This is a genomic window from Pseudomonas palmensis, from assembly GCF_049942755.1.
Taxonomy (GTDB): domain Bacteria; phylum Pseudomonadota; class Gammaproteobacteria; order Pseudomonadales; family Pseudomonadaceae; genus Aquipseudomonas; species Aquipseudomonas palmensis.
In genome coordinates, this window is record NZ_CP187958.1 from 4,058,876 (window position 1) to 4,081,521 (window position 22,646).

19 protein-coding genes are annotated in these 22,646 nt (G+C 63.9%); 12 read left to right on the forward strand and 7 right to left on the reverse strand.

Features of this window, described 5'->3' with window-relative positions; genetic code table 11:
- Nucleotides 1–37: 37 nt before the first annotated feature.
- From topA to ACPRTJ_RS18845, 4 genes are all read left to right on the forward strand, one after another.
- The gene (gene topA / locus ACPRTJ_RS18830) at nucleotides 38–2,644 is read left to right on the forward strand and encodes a type I DNA topoisomerase (protein WP_426427174.1); all 2,607 of its coding nucleotides are present in this window, start codon (nucleotides 38–40) and stop codon (nucleotides 2,642–2,644) included.
- A 139-nt stretch (nucleotides 2,645–2,783) separates the two neighbouring features.
- Nucleotides 2,784–3,536 (forward strand): HAD-IB family hydrolase, encoded by a 753-nt coding sequence (locus ACPRTJ_RS18835; protein ID WP_426429141.1) that lies wholly within the window; start codon nucleotides 2,784–2,786, stop codon nucleotides 3,534–3,536.
- Between the two features lie 89 nt (nucleotides 3,537–3,625).
- Nucleotides 3,626–4,147 carry a DUF6586 family protein gene (locus ACPRTJ_RS18840; protein WP_196932505.1) on the forward strand — a complete coding sequence of 174 codons (522 nt, stop codon included), beginning with the start codon at nucleotides 3,626–3,628 and terminating at the stop codon, nucleotides 4,145–4,147.
- Nucleotides 4,148–4,197: 50 nt separating this feature from the next.
- Complete coding sequence (locus ACPRTJ_RS18845; protein ID WP_043864565.1) at nucleotides 4,198–4,434, forward strand: hypothetical protein; 237 nt, start codon at nucleotides 4,198–4,200, stop codon at nucleotides 4,432–4,434.
- Nucleotides 4,435–4,500: 66 nt separating this feature from the next.
- Here ACPRTJ_RS18845 and sulA read toward each other — a convergent pair whose 3' ends face one another.
- On the reverse strand, nucleotides 4,501–4,983 hold the full coding sequence (gene sulA, locus ACPRTJ_RS18850) for an SOS-induced cell division inhibitor SulA (RefSeq protein WP_054916190.1): 483 nt from the start codon (nucleotides 4,981–4,983) through the stop codon (nucleotides 4,501–4,503).
- Between the two features lie 12 nt (nucleotides 4,984–4,995).
- Entirely contained in the window at nucleotides 4,996–5,604 is a 609-nt protein-coding gene (gene lexA / locus ACPRTJ_RS18855) for a transcriptional repressor LexA (protein WP_043864563.1), read from the reverse strand.
- 228 nt (nucleotides 5,605–5,832) lie between these two features.
- Between lexA and ACPRTJ_RS18860 the strand changes: the two genes are divergently transcribed.
- From ACPRTJ_RS18860 to nagZ, 3 genes are read left to right on the forward strand one after another with little or no spacing between them, the layout of a single operon-like run.
- On the forward strand, nucleotides 5,833–6,546 hold the full coding sequence (locus ACPRTJ_RS18860) for a TetR/AcrR family transcriptional regulator (RefSeq protein ID WP_043864562.1): 714 nt from the start codon (nucleotides 5,833–5,835) through the stop codon (nucleotides 6,544–6,546).
- A 45-nt stretch (nucleotides 6,547–6,591) separates the two neighbouring features.
- On the forward strand, nucleotides 6,592–7,116 hold the full coding sequence (locus tag ACPRTJ_RS18865; protein WP_177333000.1) for a L,D-transpeptidase: 525 nt from the start codon (nucleotides 6,592–6,594) through the stop codon (nucleotides 7,114–7,116).
- A 22-nt stretch (nucleotides 7,117–7,138) separates the two neighbouring features.
- Nucleotides 7,139–8,137 (forward strand): beta-N-acetylhexosaminidase, encoded by a 999-nt coding sequence (nagZ, locus tag ACPRTJ_RS18870; protein WP_173925092.1) that lies wholly within the window; start codon nucleotides 7,139–7,141, stop codon nucleotides 8,135–8,137.
- Nucleotides 8,138–8,210: 73 nt separating this feature from the next.
- On the opposite strand, the gene ACPRTJ_RS18875 is transcribed toward nagZ, so the two are convergent.
- The 3 genes from ACPRTJ_RS18875 to mfd are packed head-to-tail and all read right to left on the reverse strand — an operon-like array spanning nucleotide 8,211 to nucleotide 14,902.
- Complete coding sequence (locus ACPRTJ_RS18875; RefSeq protein ID WP_054916189.1) at nucleotides 8,211–10,865, reverse strand: DEAD/DEAH box helicase; 2,655 nt, start codon at nucleotides 10,863–10,865, stop codon at nucleotides 8,211–8,213.
- A 4-nt stretch (nucleotides 10,866–10,869) separates the two neighbouring features.
- Nucleotides 10,870–11,442, reverse strand: a complete 573-nt coding sequence (locus ACPRTJ_RS18880; protein WP_043864559.1) for a CsiV family protein — start codon at nucleotides 11,440–11,442, stop codon at nucleotides 10,870–10,872.
- 10 nt (nucleotides 11,443–11,452) lie between these two features.
- Entirely contained in the window at nucleotides 11,453–14,902 is a 3,450-nt protein-coding gene (mfd, locus tag ACPRTJ_RS18885) for a transcription-repair coupling factor (protein ID WP_043864558.1), read from the reverse strand.
- A gap of 180 nt (nucleotides 14,903–15,082) precedes the next feature.
- On the opposite strand from mfd, the gene ACPRTJ_RS18890 reads away from it, so the two are divergent.
- From ACPRTJ_RS18890 to sthA, 3 genes are all read left to right on the forward strand, one after another.
- Nucleotides 15,083–16,546, forward strand: a complete 1,464-nt coding sequence (locus tag ACPRTJ_RS18890; RefSeq protein WP_043864557.1) for a glyceraldehyde-3-phosphate dehydrogenase — start codon at nucleotides 15,083–15,085, stop codon at nucleotides 16,544–16,546.
- 166 nt (nucleotides 16,547–16,712) lie between these two features.
- A complete protein-coding gene (locus ACPRTJ_RS18895; RefSeq protein ID WP_116055418.1) occupies nucleotides 16,713–17,624 on the forward strand; it encodes an FAD:protein FMN transferase in 912 nt (303 codons plus the stop codon).
- A gap of 187 nt (nucleotides 17,625–17,811) precedes the next feature.
- Nucleotides 17,812–19,206: a Si-specific NAD(P)(+) transhydrogenase gene (gene sthA, locus ACPRTJ_RS18900; RefSeq protein WP_043864555.1), complete on the forward strand. Its 1,395-nt coding sequence runs from the start codon at nucleotides 17,812–17,814 to the stop codon at nucleotides 19,204–19,206.
- A gap of 42 nt (nucleotides 19,207–19,248) precedes the next feature.
- Here the strand turns inward: sthA and ACPRTJ_RS18905 are convergent, their stop codons facing one another.
- Together ACPRTJ_RS18905 and ACPRTJ_RS18910 are read right to left on the reverse strand one after the other, a co-directional pair.
- Nucleotides 19,249–19,971 (reverse strand): glycerophosphodiester phosphodiesterase, encoded by a 723-nt coding sequence (locus ACPRTJ_RS18905; RefSeq protein WP_043864554.1) that lies wholly within the window; start codon nucleotides 19,969–19,971, stop codon nucleotides 19,249–19,251.
- Nucleotides 19,972–19,998: 27 nt separating this feature from the next.
- Nucleotides 19,999–20,586, reverse strand: a complete 588-nt coding sequence (locus tag ACPRTJ_RS18910) for a PilZ domain-containing protein (RefSeq protein WP_043864553.1) — start codon at nucleotides 20,584–20,586, stop codon at nucleotides 19,999–20,001.
- 94 nt (nucleotides 20,587–20,680) lie between these two features.
- On the opposite strand from ACPRTJ_RS18910, the gene ACPRTJ_RS18915 reads away from it, so the two are divergent.
- Both ACPRTJ_RS18915 and lolD read left to right on the forward strand, forming a co-directional pair.
- Nucleotides 20,681–21,931 (forward strand): lipoprotein-releasing ABC transporter permease subunit, encoded by a 1,251-nt coding sequence (locus ACPRTJ_RS18915; protein WP_054916186.1) that lies wholly within the window; start codon nucleotides 20,681–20,683, stop codon nucleotides 21,929–21,931.
- A 7-nt stretch (nucleotides 21,932–21,938) separates the two neighbouring features.
- Nucleotides 21,939–22,622, forward strand: coding sequence for a lipoprotein-releasing ABC transporter ATP-binding protein LolD (gene lolD, locus ACPRTJ_RS18920; RefSeq protein ID WP_173925058.1), 684 nt, complete (start codon nucleotides 21,939–21,941; stop codon nucleotides 22,620–22,622).
- Nucleotides 22,623–22,646: the final 24 nt, after the last annotated feature.

Sequence of the window (22,646 nt, forward strand, 5' to 3'; positions counted from 1 at the left end):
GTGTTTTTATTTTCGTTATTCAGGAATTTTCCGATCCATGGGCAAATCGCTGGTCATTGTGGAATCCCCGGCTAAGGCCAAGACCATCAACAAGTACCTGGGCAACCAGTACGTGGTGAAGTCGAGTATCGGCCATATCCGAGACCTGCCCACCAGCGGTTCCGCCAGCAAGGAGCCTGCTGCCAAGCGCGGCAAGGCTGCTGCCGGCGAGGCACCCGCGCTGTCGCCGAAAGAAAAGGCGCGCAAGCAACTGGTGGCGCGCATGGGCGTCGACCCGGACCACGGCTGGAAGGCCAAGTACGAGATCCTTCCGGGCAAGGAAAAGGTCATCGAGGAGTTGCGCCGCCTGGCCAAGGATGCCGACACCATCTATCTCGCAACCGACTTGGATCGCGAGGGGGAAGCCATTGCCTGGCACCTGCGCGAAGCCATCGGTGGGGATGACAGCCGCTACAAGCGCGTGGTGTTCAACGAAATCACCAAGAAGGCCATCCAGGAGGCCTTCTCCCAGCCGGGCGAGCTGGACATCGACCGTGTCAATGCACAGCAGGCGCGTCGCTTCCTCGACCGCGTGGTGGGCTACATGGTCTCGCCACTGCTGTGGCAGAAGATCGCCCGTGGCCTGTCGGCCGGCCGGGTGCAGTCGGTGGCCGTGAAGCTGGTGGTGGAGCGTGAGCGCGAGATTCGCGCGTTCATCCCCGAAGAGTACTGGGAAGTGCACGCCGACCTGGGTACTGCCAAGGACGCCAAGGTGCGCTTCGAGGTGGCTCGCCAGAACGGCGAGGTCTTCAAGCCGCTCAACGAAGCCCAGGCCATGGCCGCGCTGGAGAAGCTCAAGGCTTCCAGCTACACCATTGCCAAGCGTGAAGACCGCCCGACCAGCAGCAAGCCCTCGGCGCCGTTCATCACCTCGACCCTGCAGCAGGCGGCGAGCAATCGCCTCGGCTTCGGCGTGAAGAAGACCATGATGATGGCCCAGCGTCTGTACGAAGCCGGCTACATCACCTACATGCGTACCGACTCGACCAACCTTTCGGTCGATGCGGTGGAAATGGCGCGCAGCTACATCGAAAGCGAGTTCGGCAAGAAGTACCTGCCAGAAGCGCCGATCGTCTACGGCAGCAAGGAAGGCGCACAGGAAGCGCACGAAGCGATCCGACCTTCGGACGTGGCCACGCACCCGACCAAGCTCAGCGGCATGGAGCGTGATGCCGAGCGCCTGTACGAGCTGATCTGGCGCCAGTTCCTGGCCTGCCAGATGCCGCCGGCGCAGTACCTGTCGACCACCGTCAGCGTCACGGCGGGCGAGTTCGAGTTGCGTGCCAAGGGCCGTATCCTCAAGTTCGACGGTTACACCCGTGTGTTGCCGCAGCAGAGCAAGCCGGGCGATGACGATGTACTGCCGGAAATGAACCAGGGCGAAGTGCTCAAGCTCATCAAGCTCGACCCGAGCCAGCACTTCACCAAGCCGCCGGCACGTTTCTCGGAAGCGAGCCTGGTCAAGGAAATGGAAAAACGCGGTATCGGTCGCCCATCGACCTACGCGGCGATCATCTCCACCATCCAGGACCGTGGCTATGTGACCCTGCACAACCGCCGCTTCTACTCCGAGAAGATGGGCGACATCGTGACCGAGCGTCTGTCCGAGAGCTTTTCCAACCTGATGGACTACGGCTTCACCGCCGGCATGGAAGAGAACCTCGACGATGTGGCCCAGGGCGAGCGCGACTGGAAAAACGTGCTGGACGAGTTCTACGGCGACTTCAGCAAGAAGCTGCAACTGGCTGAAGATGCCGAAAAGGGCATGCGTGCCAACCAGCCGACCCCGACCAACATTGCCTGCAAGGAATGCGGCAGGCACATGATGATCCGCACAGCCTCCACGGGCGTGTTCCTCGGTTGCTCGGGCTACAGCCTGCCGCCCAAAGAGCGTTGCAAGGCCACCGTGAACCTGGTGCCAGGTGACGAGATTGCCGCCGACGACGAGGGCGAGTCCGAGTCGCGCGTGCTGTTGGGCAAGCACCGCTGCCCGATCTGCGCCACGGCGATGGACGCCTACCTGCTCGATGAGAAACACAAGCTGCACATCTGCGGCAACAACCCCGATTGCACGGGTTACGAGATCGAGGAAGGCAGCTACCGCATCAAGGGCTACGAGGGCCCGAGCCTTGAGTGTGACAAGTGCGGTAGCGAGATGCAGCTCAAGACCGGTCGTTTCGGCAAGTTCTTCGGCTGTACCAACCCGGAGTGCAAGAACACCCGCAAGCTGCTCAAGAGCGGCGAGGCGGCGCCGCCGAAGATGGACGCGGTGAAGATGCCGGAGCTCAAGTGCGAGAAGGTCAACGACACCTATGTGCTGCGTGACGGGGCTTCGGGCCTGTTCCTGGCCGCCAGCCAGTTCCCGAAGAACCGCGAGACCCGCGCCCCCCTGGTGATGGAGATCGTGCCGCACAAGGACGAGATCGATCCGAAGTATCACTTCCTCTGTGAGGCGCCGAAGAAGGACCCGGACGGTCGCCCTACGGTGATCCGCTACAGCCGCAAGACCAAGGAGCAGTATGTGCAGACCGAGGTCGATGGCAAGCCGACCGGCTGGCGAGCGTTCTATGACGGCAAGGCGTGGAAGGTGGAAGACAAGCGCTAAGCGATAGAATCGGCTACAAGAGGCTGCATCTGGTGATCCTGGACGCAGCCTTTTTTTTAGTCAGGTCAGCGAACGGTTGTGAGGTTTGATCGGGACGTTTCTCCGCCAGGGCTGTACACCATCGAGCAGAGGCAAGCAGATGAGTCAGGAAATGTTGGAAGCAGGGCCGCAGTCGGCCAGAATCCTGTCGGTGTTCGATTTCGATGGCACGCTGACCCGCCGTGACAGCTTTGTACCTTTTTTGAGGTTCGCTTTCGGCAACGGCTTTTTTGCTCGCCGCATGCTGCGGATGATCTGGCCAAGCCTGCGCTATATGGGGCGGCGGATCAGCCGCGATGAACTCAAGGCCCAGTTGATCCAGACGTTTCTTGCGGGTGTGAAAGAGCAATGGGTCGCGCAGAAGGCGGTGGCGTTCAAGTCGCAGGCGTGGGCCCGGCTGATGCGCCCGCAGGGCGTGATTTCGGTGAAACAGGAACTGGCCTCTGGTGCTGAGGTGACGATCTGTTCGGCATCGCCGGCGCTGGTGCTCAAGCCCTTTGCCGAACAGTTGGGCATCAAGCTGATCGGCACCGAGCTGGAGGTGATCGATGGCGTGCTGACCGGCAGGATCAGTGGCGACAACTGCCGCTGCGAAGCCAAGGTTCTGCGCCTGGAGGCGGTTTACGGGGTGCTGACGCAGTACCGCATGCGCGCCTGGGGCGACACGCGGGGCGACCATGAGCTGCTGGCCGCGGCTCAGGACGCACACTGGCGGCACTTTCATCCCGCGTGGCAGCGTGGCCGCCTGCGCATCGAAAAGATCTACGGCCCGGTCACCCCGGCCACGTCGAAAAAGTCGGCTGCAACCACGGTTGGCGGTTTGCCGCGCAACGATGACCGCAAGGGCGGTTGAGCCTCACGCCTGCGGTGATTCAGCTTGCGTGCCTGCGATCCATCACAGAAACTGAGCCCCCGCCTCACACTCCCTCGGAGCGCGCCTCGATGGCCCAGGAACTCTATACCCGTACCAACCAGAAGATCTATTTCGCCGGTCTGGCCCTGGAGGCACTGGGCAAGGCGCAGGACAGTCGCGCCATGAACGCCCAGGCGCAGACCCAGGCCGAGCGGGAGTCTGCGCTGTTTCACCTGTATGGTGCGCTGTTGGGGCTGTGTCATGAGATCGGTGGCTATTATCGCTTGCCCCAGGCAACCGCGCTGCGTGCCGAGCAACTGCTGAGCCGTGAAGTACTGGCGACCATTGCCATTCCCGAGCTGGCTGAACTGGTCGAACTCGCCGAGCAGCCTGAAACCTGGCTGGCGCAACTGCTCAGGGCTTATGCCGATTTGTTCCGACCACCTGTCGCGACCAAGGCGCCCAAAGGTGATGTGACCCAACCGTTGATTCAGGCCGTGAGCCTGGATGAACCCGAGGCGCCAGCGCTGTCGCGCGAAGAACTGGAGAGCTGGCGGCAGAATCTCAAACGCCTCGTGGTGCGTTTTCGCGAAGGTCTGAGTGAGTGCTGATCCTGCCAGTGGCTGGTACAATGCCGGCCTTTCCTGGAGAACAGTCTTTTATGCCCACGTCCTTTCTAGAAATTGTAGAGTTGCCTGACGGTCGCATCGAGTTGCGCCGCGCCGAGGACGAGGGGTCGTTGGTAACCCTGGATTTTTCGGAAGATGCCAAGGCGTTCCTGCAGGGCCAACACGTCGAGGTGGCCAAGGCCATGCTCAGCGTTGGTGTGCAGATGGCCGGCAAGTTGGTTGAAGGCGAGATCGAACAGGAACATGCAGGCCCACGGGTTCTGCACTGACCGTCAGTATCCGGCTTCCTCGTCCTGAGGAAGCCTGCTGCATACCCTTCGAGCGTTCAGCGAGTATCAGCCCAGGCGGATATTCAGGCTTTGTGCGTCACCCGCACGGGCAGCATTGGTCAGTTGCAGGCGGGCGCCGTTGCTGACCGGATTGAACCAGGTGACCACCGTATGGCTGCGCCCCAGGCGCAGGGCGTCACAGGCCAGTTGCAGCGCACTCTGGTTGCCGCGAGGCTGCAGCAGCAGTATGCGTTCGCGGTTGAGCCCTGCGTCCCTCAGCCAGGCCTGGGTAAGGCTGCCGGGCGGGGCGATCAGGGTAAGCCAGCGGGCGTCATGCTCTTCACTCAGTTCGCTCAGGTCGCGTAGCACCGGTGCCAGCAGGCTTTGGCAGTGCTCCAGCGCGCCACGCAAGGACAGCTCGCTGAATGCCTGCGGCTTGTTGCTTTGCCGGGCGGGCTGCCTGGTTTTGACCCGCGGCAGTACCGGCTGGGCCAGGAATGCTTCGAACAAGGGCAACTGTGCTTGCTGTGGTACGTGGGGGAACTGCATGACGCCTCCTTATTAGCGGCGGATAACGCCGACGCTCAAGCCCTCGATGACCAGGTCCTGCTCTTTCAGGTTGACTTCGATAGGGGCGAATTCGGGGTTCTCGGCGATCAGCCAGACCTTGTTGCCTTCCCGTTTGAAGCGCTTGACCGTGACTTCGTCACCCAGGCGGGCTACGACGATCTGACCATTGCGCGCTTCGCGGCAGGTGTGTACGGCCAGCAGGTCGCCGTCGACGATGCCGACGTCCTTCATGCTCATGCCGTGCACACGCAGCAGGTAGTCGGCGCGGGGATGGAAGAAGGCCGGGTTGATGGCGCAGGATTCCTCGATGTGCTGCTGGGCGAGGATAGGGGCACCCGCGGCCACGCGGCCAATGATGGGTAGGGCGTTTTCATCGGGCTTGCTCTCGAGCCCCGGAATGCGGATGCCGCGCGAGGCACCAGGGGTCATCTCGATTGCACCCTTGCGGGCCAGTGCCTTCAGATGCTCTTCGGCGGCGTTGGGGGATTTGAACCCCAGTTCCTGGGCGATTTCCGCGCGGGTGGGCGGGAAGCCGTTGTCTTCGAGGCAGCGCTTGATGAAAGCCAGAATCTCAGCTTGGCGTGGCGTCAGTTTTAGCATGTCGATCGCTCTGTCTTTTTATACAGTGACTGGGATTATATACAGTGATAGCGGCAAGCTACAAGCGGCAAGCTCCAAGCGTGCCCGCAGTTGCCTGCCGCTTCCGGCTTGTGGCTTGTCGCTGCCTTCAATACCATGACCGGCCGGGCACAAAACGCCCGTGCGTACTTGACAGAACCCTGCCTTGAAACGTATGTTTCAAACAAGTGTTTGTCTCGCGGAGTAGTCATGGCCCAGTCGGAAACCGTTGAACGCATTCTCGATGCTGCCGAGCAGCTGTTCGCGGAAAAAGGTTTTGCCGAAACCTCATTGCGGCTGATCACCAGCAAGGCCGGCGTCAACCTGGCGGCGGTGAACTACCATTTCGGTTCGAAGAAGGCGCTCATCCAGGCGGTCTTCTCGCGTTTTCTAGGGCCGTTCTGCCAGAGCCTGGAGCGTGAGCTCGAGCGGCGCCAGGCGCGCCCCGAGCACAAGCCCAGCCTTGAAGAACTGCTGGAGATGCTGGTCGAGCAGGCGCTGGTGGTGCAGCCGCGCAGCGGCAATGACCTGTCGATCTTCATGCGCCTGCTGGGCCTGGCCTTCAGCCAGAGCCAGGGCCACCTGCGTCGTTACCTCGAAGACATGTACGGCAAGGTGTTCCGCCGCTACATGCTGCTGGTCAACGAGGCCGCGCCACAGATTCCTCCCCTTGAACTGTTCTGGCGCGTGCATTTCATGCTCGGCGCTGCAGCGTTCAGCATGTCGGGCATCAAGGCCCTGCGCGCGATTGCCGAGACCGATTTCGGGGTCAATACCTCGATCGAGCAGGTCATGCGCCTGATGGTGCCGTTCCTGGCCGCCGGCATGCGTGCCGACAGCGGGGTCACGGACGAGGCGATGGCGGCGGCGCAGTTGCGTCCGCGCAGCAAGACCAGCCACGCCCCGGTGCCGGCAAAGGCCTGATTCCCCGGCTGGGCGGCACAGCCGGCTTCGGCTAAGCTAGCGCCCATGCCTATTCTCGATTTGCTGCACATTTCCATCGCCGACCAGTGCCTTTATGGGTTCGCCCAGGGGCGACTGGCGGTGCGTCTTGCGGTGTCCACCGCACTCAATGGCCCGGGCGAGCACAACGGCTCCGGTTGTACACCGCGCGGGCTGCATCAGGTGCGTGCGAAGATCGGCGCGGGCTTGCCCCAGGGCGCGGTGCTGCGCGGGCGTCGCTGGACCGGCGAGGTCTGGACGCCCGACCTGCACGCGCAGTTCCCTGGGCGCGACTGGATTCTCTCGCGCATTCTCTGGCTCAGCGGCCGCGAGCCGGGGCGCAACCGCCTCGGGCCCGTGGATACGTTCCGCCGCTATATCTACCTGCACGGCACGCCCGACAGCGAACCCATGGGTGTGCCGTTGTCCCACGGCTGCATACGCCTGCGCAACGCCGACCTGGTAGCGCTGTTCGACCGGGTGCCTGTGCATTGCCCGGTACAGATCGAAGAAGCCGCCTGCCCCCAGTGGGCGAGCGCGCCCCTCAACTGAAGGATCATTTATGAGTACCTGCCTGCAAGGCTCCCTGATGGTCGACGTGGCCGGCACCTGGCTGACTGCCGAAGACCGCCACCTGCTGCGTCAGCCCGAAGTGGCCGGCCTGATCATCTTTGCCCGCAACATCGAATGCCCGCGCCAGGTGCGCGAACTGAGTGCGTCGATCCGTGCCGTGCGCCCGGACCTGATCCTGGCCGTGGACCAGGAGGGTGGTCGCGTACAGCGCCTGCGCCAGGGCTTCGTGCGCTTGCCCGCGATGCGTGCGATTGCCGACAACCCCAATGCCGAGCGCCTGGCCGAACACTGCGGCTGGCTGATGGCAACCGAAGTGCTGGCGGTAGGGCTCGACTTGAGCTTTGCCCCGGTGCTGGACCTTGACCACCAGCGCAGCGCGGTGGTTGGCAGTCGCGCCTTCGAGGGTGACCCGCAGCGCGCCACCTTGCTTGCCGGTGCCTTCATTCGCGGCATGAACGCGGCGGGCATGGCGGCCTGCGGCAAGCACTTCCCGGGGCATGGCTGGGCCGAGGCGGATTCGCATGTGGCGATACCCACCGACGAGCGCAGCCTGGAGCAGATCCGCGCAGCCGACCTGGTGCCGTTCACGCGCCTGAGCGGGCAGCTGGCGGCGGTTATGCCGGCGCATGTGATCTATCCACAGGTCGATAACCAGCCGGCCGGCTTCTCGCGGCGCTGGCTGCAGGAGATTCTGCGTGGCGAGCTGGGCTTTGACGGGGTGATCTTCAGCGATGACCTGTCGATGGCCGGTGCGCATGTGGTGGGGGACGCCGCCAGCCGTATCGAGGCGGCGCTGAGTGCCGGTTGCGACATGGGCCTGGTGTGCAATGATCGGGCGGCAGCCGAGCTTGCTTTGTCGGCGGCGCAGCGGTTGAGGGTGAGGCCGTCGCCGCGGATCGCGCAGATGCGCGGGCAGGGTTTTGCGCGTACCGACTACCGCCAGCAGCCCCGCTGGCTGGAGGCACTTGGCGCGCTGAAGGATGCGCAACTGATCGACTGAGGTCCTGCGCCGGCAAGGCTGGCTCCTGCAGGTGCTGCGATACCTGTAGGAGCCGGCCTTGCCGGCGAAAGGCTCAACTAATTTTCGCGGCCTGCCGCTTCCCGGGCAACGGCGCAAACAGCGCATCAATGTCTTCATCCGCCAGCTTCCAGTCCCCCGCCTGACGCCCCTCCAGCAAGCCTGCAGCCAGCGCTGCCTTCTCCTGTTGCAACTTCTGGATCTTCTCTTCCACCGTGCCCCGTGTAATCAGCTTGTAGACGAACACCGGCTTGTCCTGGCCGATGCGGTAGGCGCGGTCGGTGGCCTGGTTTTCGGTGGCCGGGTTCCACCACGGGTCATAGTGGATCACCGTGTCGGCCGCGGTGAGGTTGAGGCCGGTGCCGCCCGCTTTGAGGCTGATCAGAAACAGTGGCGTCTGCAGGCTCTGGAACTGCTGCACCGGGGTGCGCCGGTCGCGGGTTTCACCGGTCAGCAGGCTGTAGCGGACGCCACGCTTGTGCAGCTCCTGCTCGATCAGTTCGAGCATCGAGGTGAACTGCGAGAACAGCAGGATGCGTCGCCCTTCGCTGAGCAGTTCGTCGAGCATCTGCATCAGGCTGCCCAGCTTGCCCTTGTCCGAATGGGTGGTTCTTGGCGCAATGCTTTTGACCAGGCGCAGATCGCAGCACACCTGACGCAGCTTGAGCAACGCATCCAGAATCACGATCTGGCTGCGTGCCGCGCCGTTGCGGGTGATTTCCTCGCGGACCTTCCTGTCCATCGCCACCCGCACCGTTTCGTAGGTGTCGCGCTGCGCGTCGCTCAGCTCCACCCAATGCACGATCTCGGTCTTGGCCGGCAGTTCGCGGGCCACCTGTTCCTTGGTGCGGCGCAGCAGGAATGGCTTGATGCGCGCGGCAAGATGCGCCATGCGCTCGACGTCGCCATGGCGTTCGACAGGGGTGCGGTAATCGCGGCTGAAGGCCTTGCTGTCGCCCAGCCAGCCGGGTAGCAGGAAGTGGAAGATCGACCACAGTTCGCCCAGGTTGTTTTCCATCGGTGTGCCGGTCAGGCACAGGCGCTGGTTGGCCTGGATCTCGCGCGCCGCTTCGGCGGCCTTGCTGTTGGCGTTCTTGATGTTCTGCGCTTCATCCAGAATCAGCAGGTGCCAGGGCTGCGCGGTGAAGTGAGCCAGGTCGCGGGGCAGCAGGGCGTAGGTGGTCAGTACCAGGTCGTACTGGTCAAGGTCGGCGAAGTGTCGGGTGCGGCCGGGGCCATGCAGGGCCAGCACGCGCAGCTGCGGGGTGAAGTGCTGCGCTTCGTCGAGCCAGTTGGGGATCAGGCTGGTCGGCATCACGGCCAGGGCAGGGCGCTGCAGGCGCCCCGCGTTCTTTTCGGTGAGCAGGTGCGCCAGGGTCTGCAGGGTCTTGCCCAGGCCCATGTCGTCGCCCAGGATCCCGCCGACCTCCAGTTCGCGCAGGGTCTGCAACCAGTTCAGGCCTTCGAGCTGGTAGGGTCGCAGCGTGGCGTTCAGGCCCTCGGGGGCGGCGATGTCGGTACGCCTGGACTCGCGCAGGCGGCGGGCAAAGTCGCGTACCCGGTCGCCGCCGCGCCAGGTCAGCGCCATGTCGTCGATGCTGCTCAGGCGCGCGGCATCCGGCGCTGCCAGGCGCAGCGAAGGCCCGCTGTCATTGCCCAGGTACAGCTCGCCCAGGGTGGCCATCAGCGGCTTGATGCGTGCGTAGGGCAAGGCCACGCGCAGCGCCGGGCTGTCATGGCGGGCGCGGTTCAGGTCGATCAGCAGGTGCTCGTCGTCGCTGCGCCGGGCCAGTTCGCTGGGGCGCAGCAGTTCGGGGTTGCTGCGCAGCAGGTGCAGCACGATCGGCAGCAGGCTGTGGCGCTGGCCGTTGACCACGATGCCCAGCTCCAGGTCGAACCATTCGCGCCCCGGCGCTTCCTCGACATCGGCGTACCAGTCGTCGATGTCATGCAGGTTGAAGGCGAAGTCGGGCCTCACTTCCACCTCCCAGCCGGCTGCACGCAGGGTATCGATGCCGGTGCGGGCGAACTGCAGCCAGGCCTGGTCGTCGGCCATCTGCAGCATTTCGCCGGCGCTGTCGGGCAATGCCTTGCTCTGGCGCGTGGCAACGCTGAAGCCCATTTTCTTCAAGGTCTGGCGCAGCGCCTTTTCGGCGTCTGGCTGACGCTGGATACGCTGGCGGACGTTGCCGTCGATACGGATGACTTCGCTGCTGCTCTTGTCGCTGGTGCGCTGCCCGTCATAGGTGAACGCCAGTGCCGCACGGTGTTGCAACTGGCGCTGCATCTTGCCGGTCTTGGGCATGTAGGCGGTGAATTCGTAGCTGCCCAGGGTGAGGTGCGCAACAGCCGGTACATTTTCGATGACCTGGTTCTGGTAGGTCGCCGTGGCTGGAGGCGGCGGAAAGTCGTTGGCCGTCAGCCGCTCCGTCAGGGTGTACAGCGCCGCTGCGCAATGCTTGCAGTTCTGGCGGACAGGGCAGCTGCAGGTGGCGATCAGGAGGGGGTGAACGTCGCCTTCGATCAGCAGGGTCTGCCGGTAGAGGTTGCCGCCGGACCCGTGACACAGGGTGGTCGCGCCCTTGTCGTCAACCGAAACGAGCCTGACGCGCTTGTTGTCTGCATAGTCAAGCCCTCGGGTGAGGGTCTTGGGGCCGAATTGTTCGCGCCAGAGCTTGCTCTTGAGCGCGCGCTGCAGTGTGGTCGACATGGCTCTACTGTTCCATCATCTCCGCTTCAGCAGGAGAGGTGGTGCGTGTGCCGGCGGCGATCACTTTGAACAGGACCGCCAGGTGCCCGCCATCGAGGAAGGTCAGTTCGTTGTTCTTCACCGTGCTGTTGACCTGCCTGAGCTGTTCGCTCTGGATCACACTGCCATTGCCATCGAGCTGGTTGACCCAGAAGTTGGCCTGCACTTCGATGAAACGGCCCTGCCTGAGGCTGACATTGCCTTCGACCGGGAAGTGGCCGAACTGCTCCTGGCCCTCGCTGATGGCAACCCGCGACGGCTCGCTGCCTACCTGCTGCTGCCAGGCCTTGTGCAGCAGCACGGTGTAGTTGCTGTCGGCGGCCAGCTTTTCGGCCTGTGCGGTCAGCACCGGCTTGCGCACGTCGTAGTCGCTGGGGGCCTTGGCGCCCTGGCGCCAGTCTTCCGGGGCGAACTGGCTGGTGATCGCGGGCACCGCATTCTGGCGCAGCAGGAACATCTCGACCTGGTACTGGCTGTCGGCAAAGGCGGCCGGCGCAATCAGCGCCAGCAGCAGGGTCAAGCTACGAATTGCACGCATGGATCATCCTTCAAGCGGGTTTCGGGGCGAGTCGTTCGAACAGCGCCTCCACTGTAGTAAAGCGTTCATCGGCGCGTTCCATGGGCACCATGAACTTGAACATCGTCGCGCCTTCGAACTTGTAGCGCTTGGGCTGGCCCTGGATCAGCTTGATCAGCACCAGCGGGTCGACCGGGGTCTCGGCCTCGAATTCCACCCGTCCGCCTTGCGGGCCGGCGTCGACCTTCTTGATGCCCAGCTTCTCGGCCTGCAGCTTGAGCAGGGTCAGGCGCACCAGGTTCTTGGTCGGCTCGGGCAGCAGCCCGAAACGGTCGATCATCTCCACCTGCAGATCCTTCAGGCCATCTTCGTCCACCGCCGAGGCGATGCGCTTGTACAGGATCAGGCGCGCATGCACGTCGGGCAGGTAGTCCTCGGGGATCAGTGCCGGTACGCGCAGGTTGATCTCCGGGCCGCCGCCCAGGGGCTGGTCGAGGTTGGGCTGAGTGCCCTTGCGAATCGCCTTGACGGCGCGTTCGAGCATTTCCATGTAGAGGGTGAAGCCCACCGCCTGGATCTGCCCGCTCTGGCCTTCACCCAGCAGTTCGCCGGCGCCGCGGATCTCCAGGTCGTTGGTGGCCAGCACGAAGCCTGCGCCCAGGTCCTGGGTATTGGCGATGGCCTCCAGGCGCTTTTCGGCGTCGGGGGTGATCTGCTGGCGTGGGGGCGTCAGCAGGTAGGCATACGCCTGGTGGTGGCTGCGCCCCACGCGGCCGCGCAACTGGTGCAACTGGGCCAGGCCGAACTTGTCGGCACGCTCGATGATGATGGTGTTGGCGCTGGGCACGTCGATGCCGGTCTCGATGATGGTCGAGGCGATCAGCACGTTGAAGCGCTTGTGGTAGAAGTCGCTCATCACCTGTTCGAGTTCGCGTTCGCGCATCTGCCCGTGGCCGATACCGATGCGCGCCTCGGGTACCAGCTCGGCGAGGTCGGCGGCGCACTTCTCGATGCTCTTCACGTCGTTGTGCAGGTAGTACACCTGGCCGCCACGCAGCAGTTCGCGCAGCAGCGCCTCCTTGATGGTGCTCTTGTTCTGCTCCATCACGAAGGTGCGCACCGACAGCCGGCGTGCCGGCGGGGTGGCGATGATCGACAGGTCGCGCATGCCCGCCACCGCCATGTTCAGCGTGCGCGGGATCGGCGTGGCGGTCAGGGTCAGGATGTCGACTTCGCTGCGCAGCGCCTTGAGCTGCTCTTTCTGGCGCACGCCGAACCGGTGTTCCTCGTCGATGATGACCAGGCCCAGGTCCTTGAACTTGACGTCGTCCTGCAGCAGCTTGTGGGTGCCGATGACGATGTCGATCTTGCCTTCGGCGAGGTCCGCCACGGCGGCACCGACTTCCTTGGCCGACTTGAAGCGGCTCATCACTTCGACGGTTACCGGCCAGTCGGCAAAGCGGTCGCGGAAACTGTTGTAGTGCTGCTGGGCGAGCAGGGTGGTGGGCACCAGGATCGCTACCTGGCGCCCGCCGTGCACGGCGATGAAGGCGGCACGCATGGCCACTTCGGTCTTGCCGAAGCCGACATCGCCGCACACCAGGCGGTCCATCGGCTTGGCGGCGAGCATGTCCTCGCGTACCGCTTCGATGGCCGACTGCTGGTCCGGGGTTTCCTCGAACGGGAAGCCGGCACTGAAGGTGGCGTAGTCCACCGACGGGTCGGCAAACGCATAGCCCTTGCGCGCGGCGCGCCGGGCATAGATGTCGAGCAGCTCGGCAGCCACGTCGCGCACTTGTTCGGCTGCCTTGCGCTTGGCCTTCTGCCAGGTCTCGGAGCCCAGACGGTGCAGCGGTGCCAGCGCATCGTCGCTGCCGGTGTAGCGCGCGATCAGGTGCAGGTTGGCCACCGGCACGTACAGCTTGGCGCCTTCGGCGTATTCAAGGGTGAGAAACTCGGCGGCCTGGCCGTCGATCTCCAGTGTCGCCAGGCCCAGGTAGCGGCCCACGCCATGGTCGATATGCACCACCGGGGCGCCTTCGCGCAGCTCGGTAAGGTTCTTGATCACAGCGTCGTTGTTGACGTCGCTGCGCTTTTCGCGGCGCCGACGCTGCATCACGCGCTGGCCGAACAGCGGGCTCTCGGCAACCAGAGCCAGGGCCGGATCGTCCAGCAGCAGGCCGTCGTCCAGTGGTGCGATGGTGATTGCCAGGCGCTGCTTGCTGGCGACGAACTCGTGCCAGCCATCGACGGTTTGCGGGCGCAGTTTCAGGCGTTCGAGCAGTTCCAGCAGCACTTCGCGGCGCCCGGCCGATTCGGCGGTGAACAGCACGCGGCCGGGGAATTGCTCGAGAAACCCCGACAGCGCCGCCAGGGGCTGGTTGGCCTTGGCTTCGATGGCGAGGTTGGGCAGCGTCTGCGCGGCAAAGCGCTCGCGGCCGGGGCCGGCGTCGATGTCGTCCTGGCTGACCACCACCCGTGGCCAGCCCTTGAGCCGGGCGAAGCAGTCTTCCACCGGCATGAACAGCTCGGCAGGCGGCAGCAGAGGGCGGTTAGGGTCGATGCGCCGCTCTTCATAGCGGTTGCGTACATCGCTCCAGAAGTGCTCGGCGGCCTGTTCCACACCGGGCAGGGAGAACACCTGGGTGTTTTCCGGCAAGTAGTCGAACAGGGTCGAGGTTTCCTCGAAAAACAGCGGCAGGTAGTACTCGATGCCGGCCGGCACGATACCGCTGCTCAGGTCCTGGAAGATCGGGCTGCGGCGAAAATCCACGTCGAAGCGTTCGCGAAAGCGCGCTTTGAAGCGGGTGACTTCGTCTTTTTGCAGCGGGAACTCGCGGGCCGGCAGCAGGCGTACCGAGTCGACCTTGTCGATCGAGCGCTGGCTCTCCGGGTCGAAGGTGCGCAGGGTCTCGATCTCGTCATCGAACAGGTCGATGCGGTACGGCAGCTTGCTGCCCATCGGGAACAGGTCGATCAGGGCACCGCGCACGGCGAACTCGCCATGCTCGTACACGGTGTCGACGCAGCGGTAGCCGCTGGCCTCCAGGCGCGTGCGCATCTGTTCAACATCCAGCTTCTGGCCGATGTCCAGCACCAGGCTGCTGCCCAGCAGAAAGCGCGTGGGCGCCAGGCGGTGCAGTGCGGTGGTGATCGGCACCACGAGGATGCCGTGGTCCAGCTCCGGCAACCGGTACAGGCTGGCGATCCGCTGCGAAATGATGTCCTGGTGCGGCGAGAACAGGTCGTAGGGCAGGGTTTCCCAGTCGGGGAACGGCAGCACGGCCAGTTCCGGGGCGAAGAAACGCAGCTCCTGCTCCAGCCGGTCGGCGCTCTGGCTGTCGGCGGTCAGCAGCAGGGTGAAGCGCTTCGCGGCGCTGGCGGCCTCGGCGATGGCCAGGCTCAGGGCGGCACCGGGCAGGTTGCCCCAGGTGTGTTTGCCGGCACTGGCCGGCAGGTGAGGTAGACGCAGAACAGGCACGGGAGGTCGAGCTCCAAGCGTTGCGACAAAACGCCGATTGTACCGGGCGCGGGGCATTGCTGTCAGGTTTCAGCCGCCTGAATGTGGGGCCCGGATCATGCCGTGCGGCGCCGGCGACAGGCGCTCATTGCTCGAAGCGACGCGGGGCGTCATAATGTAGCCCCTTTTTTCTGTCCCTACATGTGGAAGGTTCCCGTGACTCAGAAGCCCGACCAGTGTCTTGGTGAGTGGATCGATCGTGAAGCGCTTGCAGAAGCGATGATCCCGCTTATCGGTCAGCTCTACCGCAATAATAATGTGGTGAGCTCGATCTATGGCCGTAGCCTGATCAACCGTTCGGTGATCGCGATCCTCAAAGCCCACCGCTTTGCCCGTCATCGCCAGACCGACGAAACCGAACTGTCTGTCCACGAGACATTCCCGCTGCTCAAGGCCATGAGCGAGCTCAAGCTGGGCGCCGCTTCGGTCGACCTGGGCAAGCTGGCCAACAAGTTCAAGCAAGAAGGCAACGGCCGCAGCGCCGAGCAGTTCGTGCGTGAAGAAATGGCCGACGTGGTTGGCCAGCAGAACGCCTCCGCACGCAAGGGCACCGACGTGGTCCTGTACGGCTTCGGTCGTATCGGCCGTCTGCTGGCGCGTATCCTGATCGAGAAGACCGGTGGTGGCGACGGCCTGCGCCTGCGTGCCATCGTTGTGCGCAAGGGCGCCGAGAACGACCTGATCAAGCGCGCCAGCCTGCTGCGTCGCGACTCGGTGCACGGTCCGTTCGATGGCACCATCACCATCGACGAAGAAAACAACACCATCACCGCCAACGGCAACCTGATCCAGGTTATCTACGCGAAGAACCCGAGCGAAGTCGACTATACCCAGTACGGTATCGAGAACGCCCTGGTGGTCGACAACACCGGCGTCTGGCGCGATGCCGACGGCCTGGGCCAGCACCTGGCCTGCCCGGGTGCCGCACGCGTTATCCTCACCGCACCGGGCAAGGGCGCGCTGAAGAACATCGTGCACGGCATCAACCACGCCGACATCAGCCCTGACGACAAGATCATCTCGGCGGCTTCCTGCACCACCAACGCCATCGTGCCGGTGCTCAAGGCAGTCAACGACAAGTTCGGCATCGTCAACGGTCACGTCGAAACCGTTCACTCGTACACCAACGACCAGAACCTGATCGACAACTTCCACAAGGGCAGCCGCCGTGGTCGTTCCGCTGCGCTGAACATGGTCATCACCGAGACCGGCGCCGCCACTGCCGCTGCCAAGGCGCTGCCAGTGCTCAAGGGCAAGCTGACCGGTAACGCGATCCGCGTTCCGACGCCGAACGTCTCGATGGCGATCCTGAACCTGAACCTGGAAAAGGCCACCAGCCGCGACGAGATCAACGAGTACCTGCGCCAGATGGCCATGCACTCGGACCTGCACAAGCAGATCGACTTCGTCAGCTCGCAGGAAGTGGTTTCCAGCGACTTCGTCGGCTCGCGTCACGCCGGTGTGGTCGATGCCGAGGCCACCATCTGCAACGACAACCGCGTTGTACTGTACGTTTGGTACGACAACGAGTTCGGTTACAGCTGTCAGGTAGTGCGCGTGATGGAAGACATGGCCGGGGTCAACCCGCCAGCGTTCCCACGCTAAGCATTACGTTGCGTTGAAAGAACGGGAGCCTGCGGGTTCCCGTTTTTTTTGGCTTCAGAAAAGGAGGCGTCGTGTGAAAAAGGGATGGGCTGCGCTGCCTGCCCTGGTGGCATTGCTGGCCGGTTGCGAGCACAGGGATTCGATCGAGCGCATCAGTGGCCCGACCATGGGCAGCAGCTACACCGTGCAGTACGTGCGCAAGGCCGGCGGCCCGACGCCTGGGCAGGTGCAGCAGGAGGTCGAGGCGATCCTGCAGGGCATCGACCAGCGCTTCTCCACCTACCGCAGCGATTCACTGGTGGGGCAGTTCAACCAGTTGCCCGCCAACCGCTGCCAGGCGATGCCGGCCGACGTGCTGCAGCTTGTGCGGGTAGGTGAGCAGCTCTCGCGCCAGAGTGACGGGGCCTTCGATCTCACGGTGGAGCCGCTGCTCGACCTGTGGGGCTTCGGGCCCCAGGCGCGTGAAGAGAAGGTGCCCGATGCCCGGCGGCTGGCGCAGGTGCGCGAGCGAGTGGGGTATACCCACTTGCGTATCGATGGCCAGCAACTGTGCAAGGACGCTGGCGTCGAGGTCGACTTCAACAGCATCGCCGCCGGGCATGCGGTCGACCTGATCGTGGCACGGATGCAAGCTCTGGGGGTCGAAAGCTTTCTGGTGGAAGCTACCGGTGAGCTCAAGGCAATGGGGCGCAAACCCGATGGCAGTGCCTGGCGCATTGCACTCGAACTGCCGCGCGACGATCTTCAGATAGCCCAGCAGGTGTTGCCGCTGGAGGGGTACGGGGTGTCCACGTCGGGTGACTACCGCAATTATTTCGAGGAGAATGGCCAGCGTTATTCGCATACCTTCGATGCGCGCCTGGGCACCCCGGTTGCCCATGCGTTGGCGGCGGTGACGGTGCTGGCGCCCACTGCGCTGATGGCTGACGGGTACTCGACCCTGTTGCTGATCCTGGGCCCGGAGCAGGGTTGGCGCTTCGCGGTCGAGCATCGGATTGCGGCAGTGTTCGTGAATCGGGTCGAGGGTGGGTTCGTTTCACGGGCCACGCCAGCATTCAACAGCATTGCGGGGAAATGAAAGGCTTCGCCAGCAAGGCGGCCTACATGTAGTGCAGAGAAAAATAGCCTACGACGCGACCAAGGGTTAATGTGCGCGGCGTTCAAGCTTGATTAGACTGCACCCGAATTTTTGCATGGCGCCGATGGCGGCATGATGTAGCCCCGGAGGTCAATCTGGCGTCCGGGCCTGTTCTGAAGGAGTACGCATGGCTGTCTACAACTACGACGTAGTGGTGCTGGGTTCCGGCCCGGCAGGAGAAGGGGCGGCAATGAACGCCGCCAAAGCAGGACGCAAGGTAGCGATGGTCGATAGCCGTCGCCAGGTCGGCGGTAACTGCACCCATCTGGGCACCATCCCGTCCAAGGCCCTGCGTCACTCGGTGCGCCAGATCATGCAGTTCAACACCAACCCGATGTTCCGGGCCATCGGTGAGCCGCGCTGGTTCTCCTTCCCCGACGTGCTCAAAAGCGCCGAGAAGGTCATCTCCAAGCAGGTCGCCTCGCGCACTGGCTACTACGCCCGCAACCGCGTTGACGTGTTCTTCGGCACCGGCAGCTTCGCCGACGAGCAGACCATCGAAGTGGTCTGCGCCAACGGTGTGGTCGAGAAGCTGGTAGCCAAGCACATCATCATCGCCACCGGTTCGCGCCCGTATCGCCCGGCCGATATCGATTTCCATCACCCGCGCATCTACGATAGCGACACCATCCTGAGCCTGGGCCACACCCCGCGCAAACTGATCGTGTACGGCGCCGGCGTCATCGGCTGCGAGTACGCCTCGATCTTCAGTGGCCTGGGTGTGCTGGTGGAACTGGTGGACAACCGCGGCCAGTTGCTGAGCTTCCTGGACTCGGAAATCTCCCAGGCCCTGAGCTATCACTTCAGCAACAACAACATCACCGTGCGCCACAACGAAGAGTACGAGCGCGTCGAAGGCCTGGACAACGGTGTGATCCTGCACCTGAAGTCGGGCAAGAAGATCAAGGCCGACGCCTTGCTGTGGTGCAACGGGCGTACCGGCAACACCGACCGCCTGGGCCTGGAAAACATCGGCGTGAAGGTCAACAGCCGTGGCCAGATCGAAGTGGACGAGGCCTACCGCACCTGCGTGCCGAACATCTATGGTGCCGGTGACGTGATCGGCTGGCCAAGCCTGGCCAGTGCCGCCCACGACCAGGGCCGCTCGGCCGCCGGCAGCATCGTCGACAATGGCAGCTGGCGCTTCGTCAACGACGTGCCGACCGGCATCTACACCATTCCGGAGATCAGCTCGATCGGCAAGAACGAGCAGGAGCTGACCCAGGCCAAGGTGCCGTACGAAGTGGGCAAGGCGTTCTTCAAGGGCATGGCCCGGGCGCAAATCGCCGGCGAGCCGCAAGGCATGCTCAAGATCCTGTTCCACCGCGAGACGCTGCAGATTCTCGGCGTGCACTGCTTCGGCTACCAGGCCTCGGAGATCGTGCACATCGGTCAGGCGATCATGGGCCAGCCGGGCGAGCAGAACACGTTGAAGTACTTCGTCAACACCACCTTCAATTACCCGACCATGGCCGAAGCCTATCGGGTTGCCGCCTACGACGGTCTCAACCGGCTTTTTTGAGCGGCTCCGGCCGGTGGCCTGAGCCGGCCGGGGAGACCGATTTCAGCGATTCTCGAGGGTGGCGCTGGCCAAACCGGGAAAGTCTGTAATCAGGCTGTCTACGCCGAAGTCGGCGAGTCGGAGCATCAGCGCCGGCTCGTTGACTGTCCACACCGACACATGCAACCCCTGGCGCTGGGCCTTGGCCAGGCGCTCGGGGGTGCAGTGCGTCCAGTTCAGCGCCAGCAGTTCGCAACCGTAGTTCTGCGCGACCTTCAACGGGTCGAGCCAGGTGTATTCCGCGACCAGCCCGCGGGACACGTCCGGGGTCAGCTCCAGGGCGGCGCCCAGCACCTCCCGCGAGCTTGAGGTGATGGTGACCTTGTCCAGCAGGCCGAAGCGCTGGGCCATTTCGCGAATCGCCAGCACCGTGGTGGCAGCGCGGGTGCGCGAGGCACTCTTGACCTCCAGCTGCCAGTGGTCGAAATCACATTTCTCGAACAGCTCTTCCAGGCGTGGAATCGGGCAGGGGTTGACCCAGCCCGGGCCGCCCTTGCGCGCATCGTAGGTCACCAGGTCGGCGGCGCTGTGCTCCACCACCTTGCCGCCACGGCCGGTGGTGCGCTTGAGGCTGGGGTCATGAATGACCATCAGCTCGTTGTCGGAGGACAGGTGCAGGTCCAGCTCGCAACGGCGAACGCCGTGGCTCAGGCATTGCTGGAAACTGGTCAGGGTATTCTCGGGGGCTTCGCCCTTGGCGCCGCGGTGGCCGTAAATCAGGGTCACGTTCGTTCCTTCAAGCAAGACGGAAAATCAGGAGGCAGGCGGGGTGTTCTGTTCCAGTGCCTGGCGGCGTTGCAGTGCCTGTTTCTGCAGGATATAGCGCGCCAGCAACTGGCGCTGGGCGTCGGTCATCTCGACGAATTCGGCGCCGATGTCGAACAGGCCATCAGCGGCCTTGTCGCAGTGGGTCACCTTGGCCCGCAGCAGCAGGCCCAGGGCCTGGGGCATCAGCACCATCTTCACCGAGACGCGGCTGCCGGCGGTGATGGCCTGGGCCTGGTGCACCTCGACGCCACCTTCGGAGAGAGTCACCGGGCGCGCCTCGCCGATCTGCCCCAGCAGGGTTTGCGCAACCACGGCGCTGAGCAGGTCGATGCGTTTGTTCTGGGCCTTGAGAAAAGCTGCCAGGGTGCGGTCCTTGTCACTGAGCTGGCGCAGCAGGTGCTGGGACTCGAACTCGCTCAGGTGCAGTTCGCTGAGCAGGTTGAAGAGTGGTGAAGCATCTTGCAACAACTCGCCGCCCAAGGCCTCGGCGGCGCTCAGAGGGGTAATTTCCAGTGCGATCCTGTCCTCGATACGGTAGTATTCGCGGCGATCTTCTTCATCTAATGTCGACATGGCGAACCCATGGTAGCGGCGGTGGTCTGAGTGTAAAGCTGCTATTCAAGCCCCGCCACAAGGACGTTCCTCTTTCCTCCGAACAAGCCCCGACATGTTCAGACCTCTTTTCGTATTTATCGGTACGCGTTACACCCGTGCCAAACGTCGCAATCACTTCGTCTCGTTCATTTCGCTGACCTCGATGATCGGCCTCGCCCTGGGCGTGGTGGTGATGATCGTGGTGCTGTCGGTGATGAATGGCTTCGATCATGAAATGCGTACCCGCGTATTGGGCATGGTGCCCCATGCCACCCTCGAGACCGGACAGCCGATCAGCGACTGGCCAGCCCTTGCCGATACAGTAAAGCAGAACCCGGCGGTGCTGGCGGTGGCGCCGTTCACCCAGATGCAGGGCCTGCTGACCCATGACGGCAAGGTACAGAAGGTGCTGCTCAACGGTATTGACCCGGCGCAAGAGCGCAAGGTGTCGATCATCGACGACTTCGTGCGCGAGGGTAAGCTCGACGCGCTGGCGCCGGGCAGCTTCGGCATCATGATCGGCGACAAGGCCGCAGCCAAGCTGGGCGTGGGCATCGGCGACAAGCTGACCTTCGTCGCCCCCGAGGTTACCGTGACCCCGGCCGGCATGTTCCCGCGCATGAAGCGCTTCACCGTGGTCGGCATCTTCCACGTGGGCGCCGGCGAGATCGACGGCTACCTGGGCCTGACCAACCTGTCGGACCTGTCGCGCCTGCACCGCTGGAAGGCCGACCAGGTGCAGGGCCTGCGCCTGAAGTTCGACGACCTGTTCCAGGCACCCCGCGAGGCCTGGAACATCGCCCAGAAGCTGGGCGAGCACGAGTTCTACGCCCGTGACTGGACCCGCAGCCACGGCAACCTGTACCAGGCCATCCGCATGGAAAAAGCCATGATCGGCCTGCTGTTGCTGCTGATTGTCGCGGTGGCGGCGTTCAACATCATTTCCACCCTGGTGATGGTGGTCAACGACAAGAAGGGCGACATCGCCATCCTGCGCACGCTGGGCTCCACGCCGGGTCAGATCATGGCCATCTTCATGGTGCAGGGCACCGTGATCGGCGTGGTCGGCACCCTGATCGGCGCCGTGGTCGGCATCGCTGCCGCGCTCAACGTGAGTGCAGCGATTGCAGGCCTCGAGCGGTTGATGGGGCACAAGTTCCTCAACGCCGACGTGTACTTCATCGACTACCTGCCGTCCCAGGTCATGGCCGAAGACGTGTGGATGGTCTGCGGTGCGGCGCTGGTCCTGAGTTTCCTCGCCACCCTGTATCCGGCCTGGCGTGCGGCGCGCACCCAGCCTGCGGAGGCGCTACGTTATGAGTGAGTTGGGCATGAGTGATAAAGCAGTGCTGAGTTGCCGCAACCTGGGCAAGTCCTACGAGGAAGGCCCGGAGTCGGTGCAAGTGTTGTCGGGCCTGCAGCTGGAGCTGCACCCGGGTGAGCGTGTGGCGATCGTCGGCAGTTCAGGGTCGGGCAAGAGTACCTTGCTCAACCTGCTGGGTGGCCTCGATACCCCGACCCAGGGCAGCGTATGGCTGGCCGGTGAAGAGCTGTCGGCGCTGGGCGAGCGTGCACGTGGCCTGCTGCGCAATCGCGCACTGGGCTTCGTCTACCAGTTCCACCACCTGCTGCCGGAGTTCACCGCGCTGGAGAACGTGTGCATGCCGCTGCTGATCGGCCGCACGCCGATCCCCGAGGCGCGCGAACGTGCCGAGGCGCTGCTCACGCGTGTCGGCCTGGGCCATCGCCTGACGCACAAGCCATCCGAGCTGTCCGGCGGCGAGCGTCAGCGCGTGGCGATTGCCCGGGCGCTGGTCAACCGGCCCGGGCTGGTGATGCTCGACGAGCCTACCGGCAACCTCGACCACCACACCGCACAGGGCATCCAGGACCTGATGCAGGAGCTGAGCAGCTCCTCGCAGACTGCGTTCCTGGTGGTGACCCACGACCTCAACCTGGCGCGGCAGATGGACCGTGTGCTGCGCCTGGAAGACGGGCGTCTGGTTTCGATTTGACCTGGCAGTACAGGTGGCCCGCCG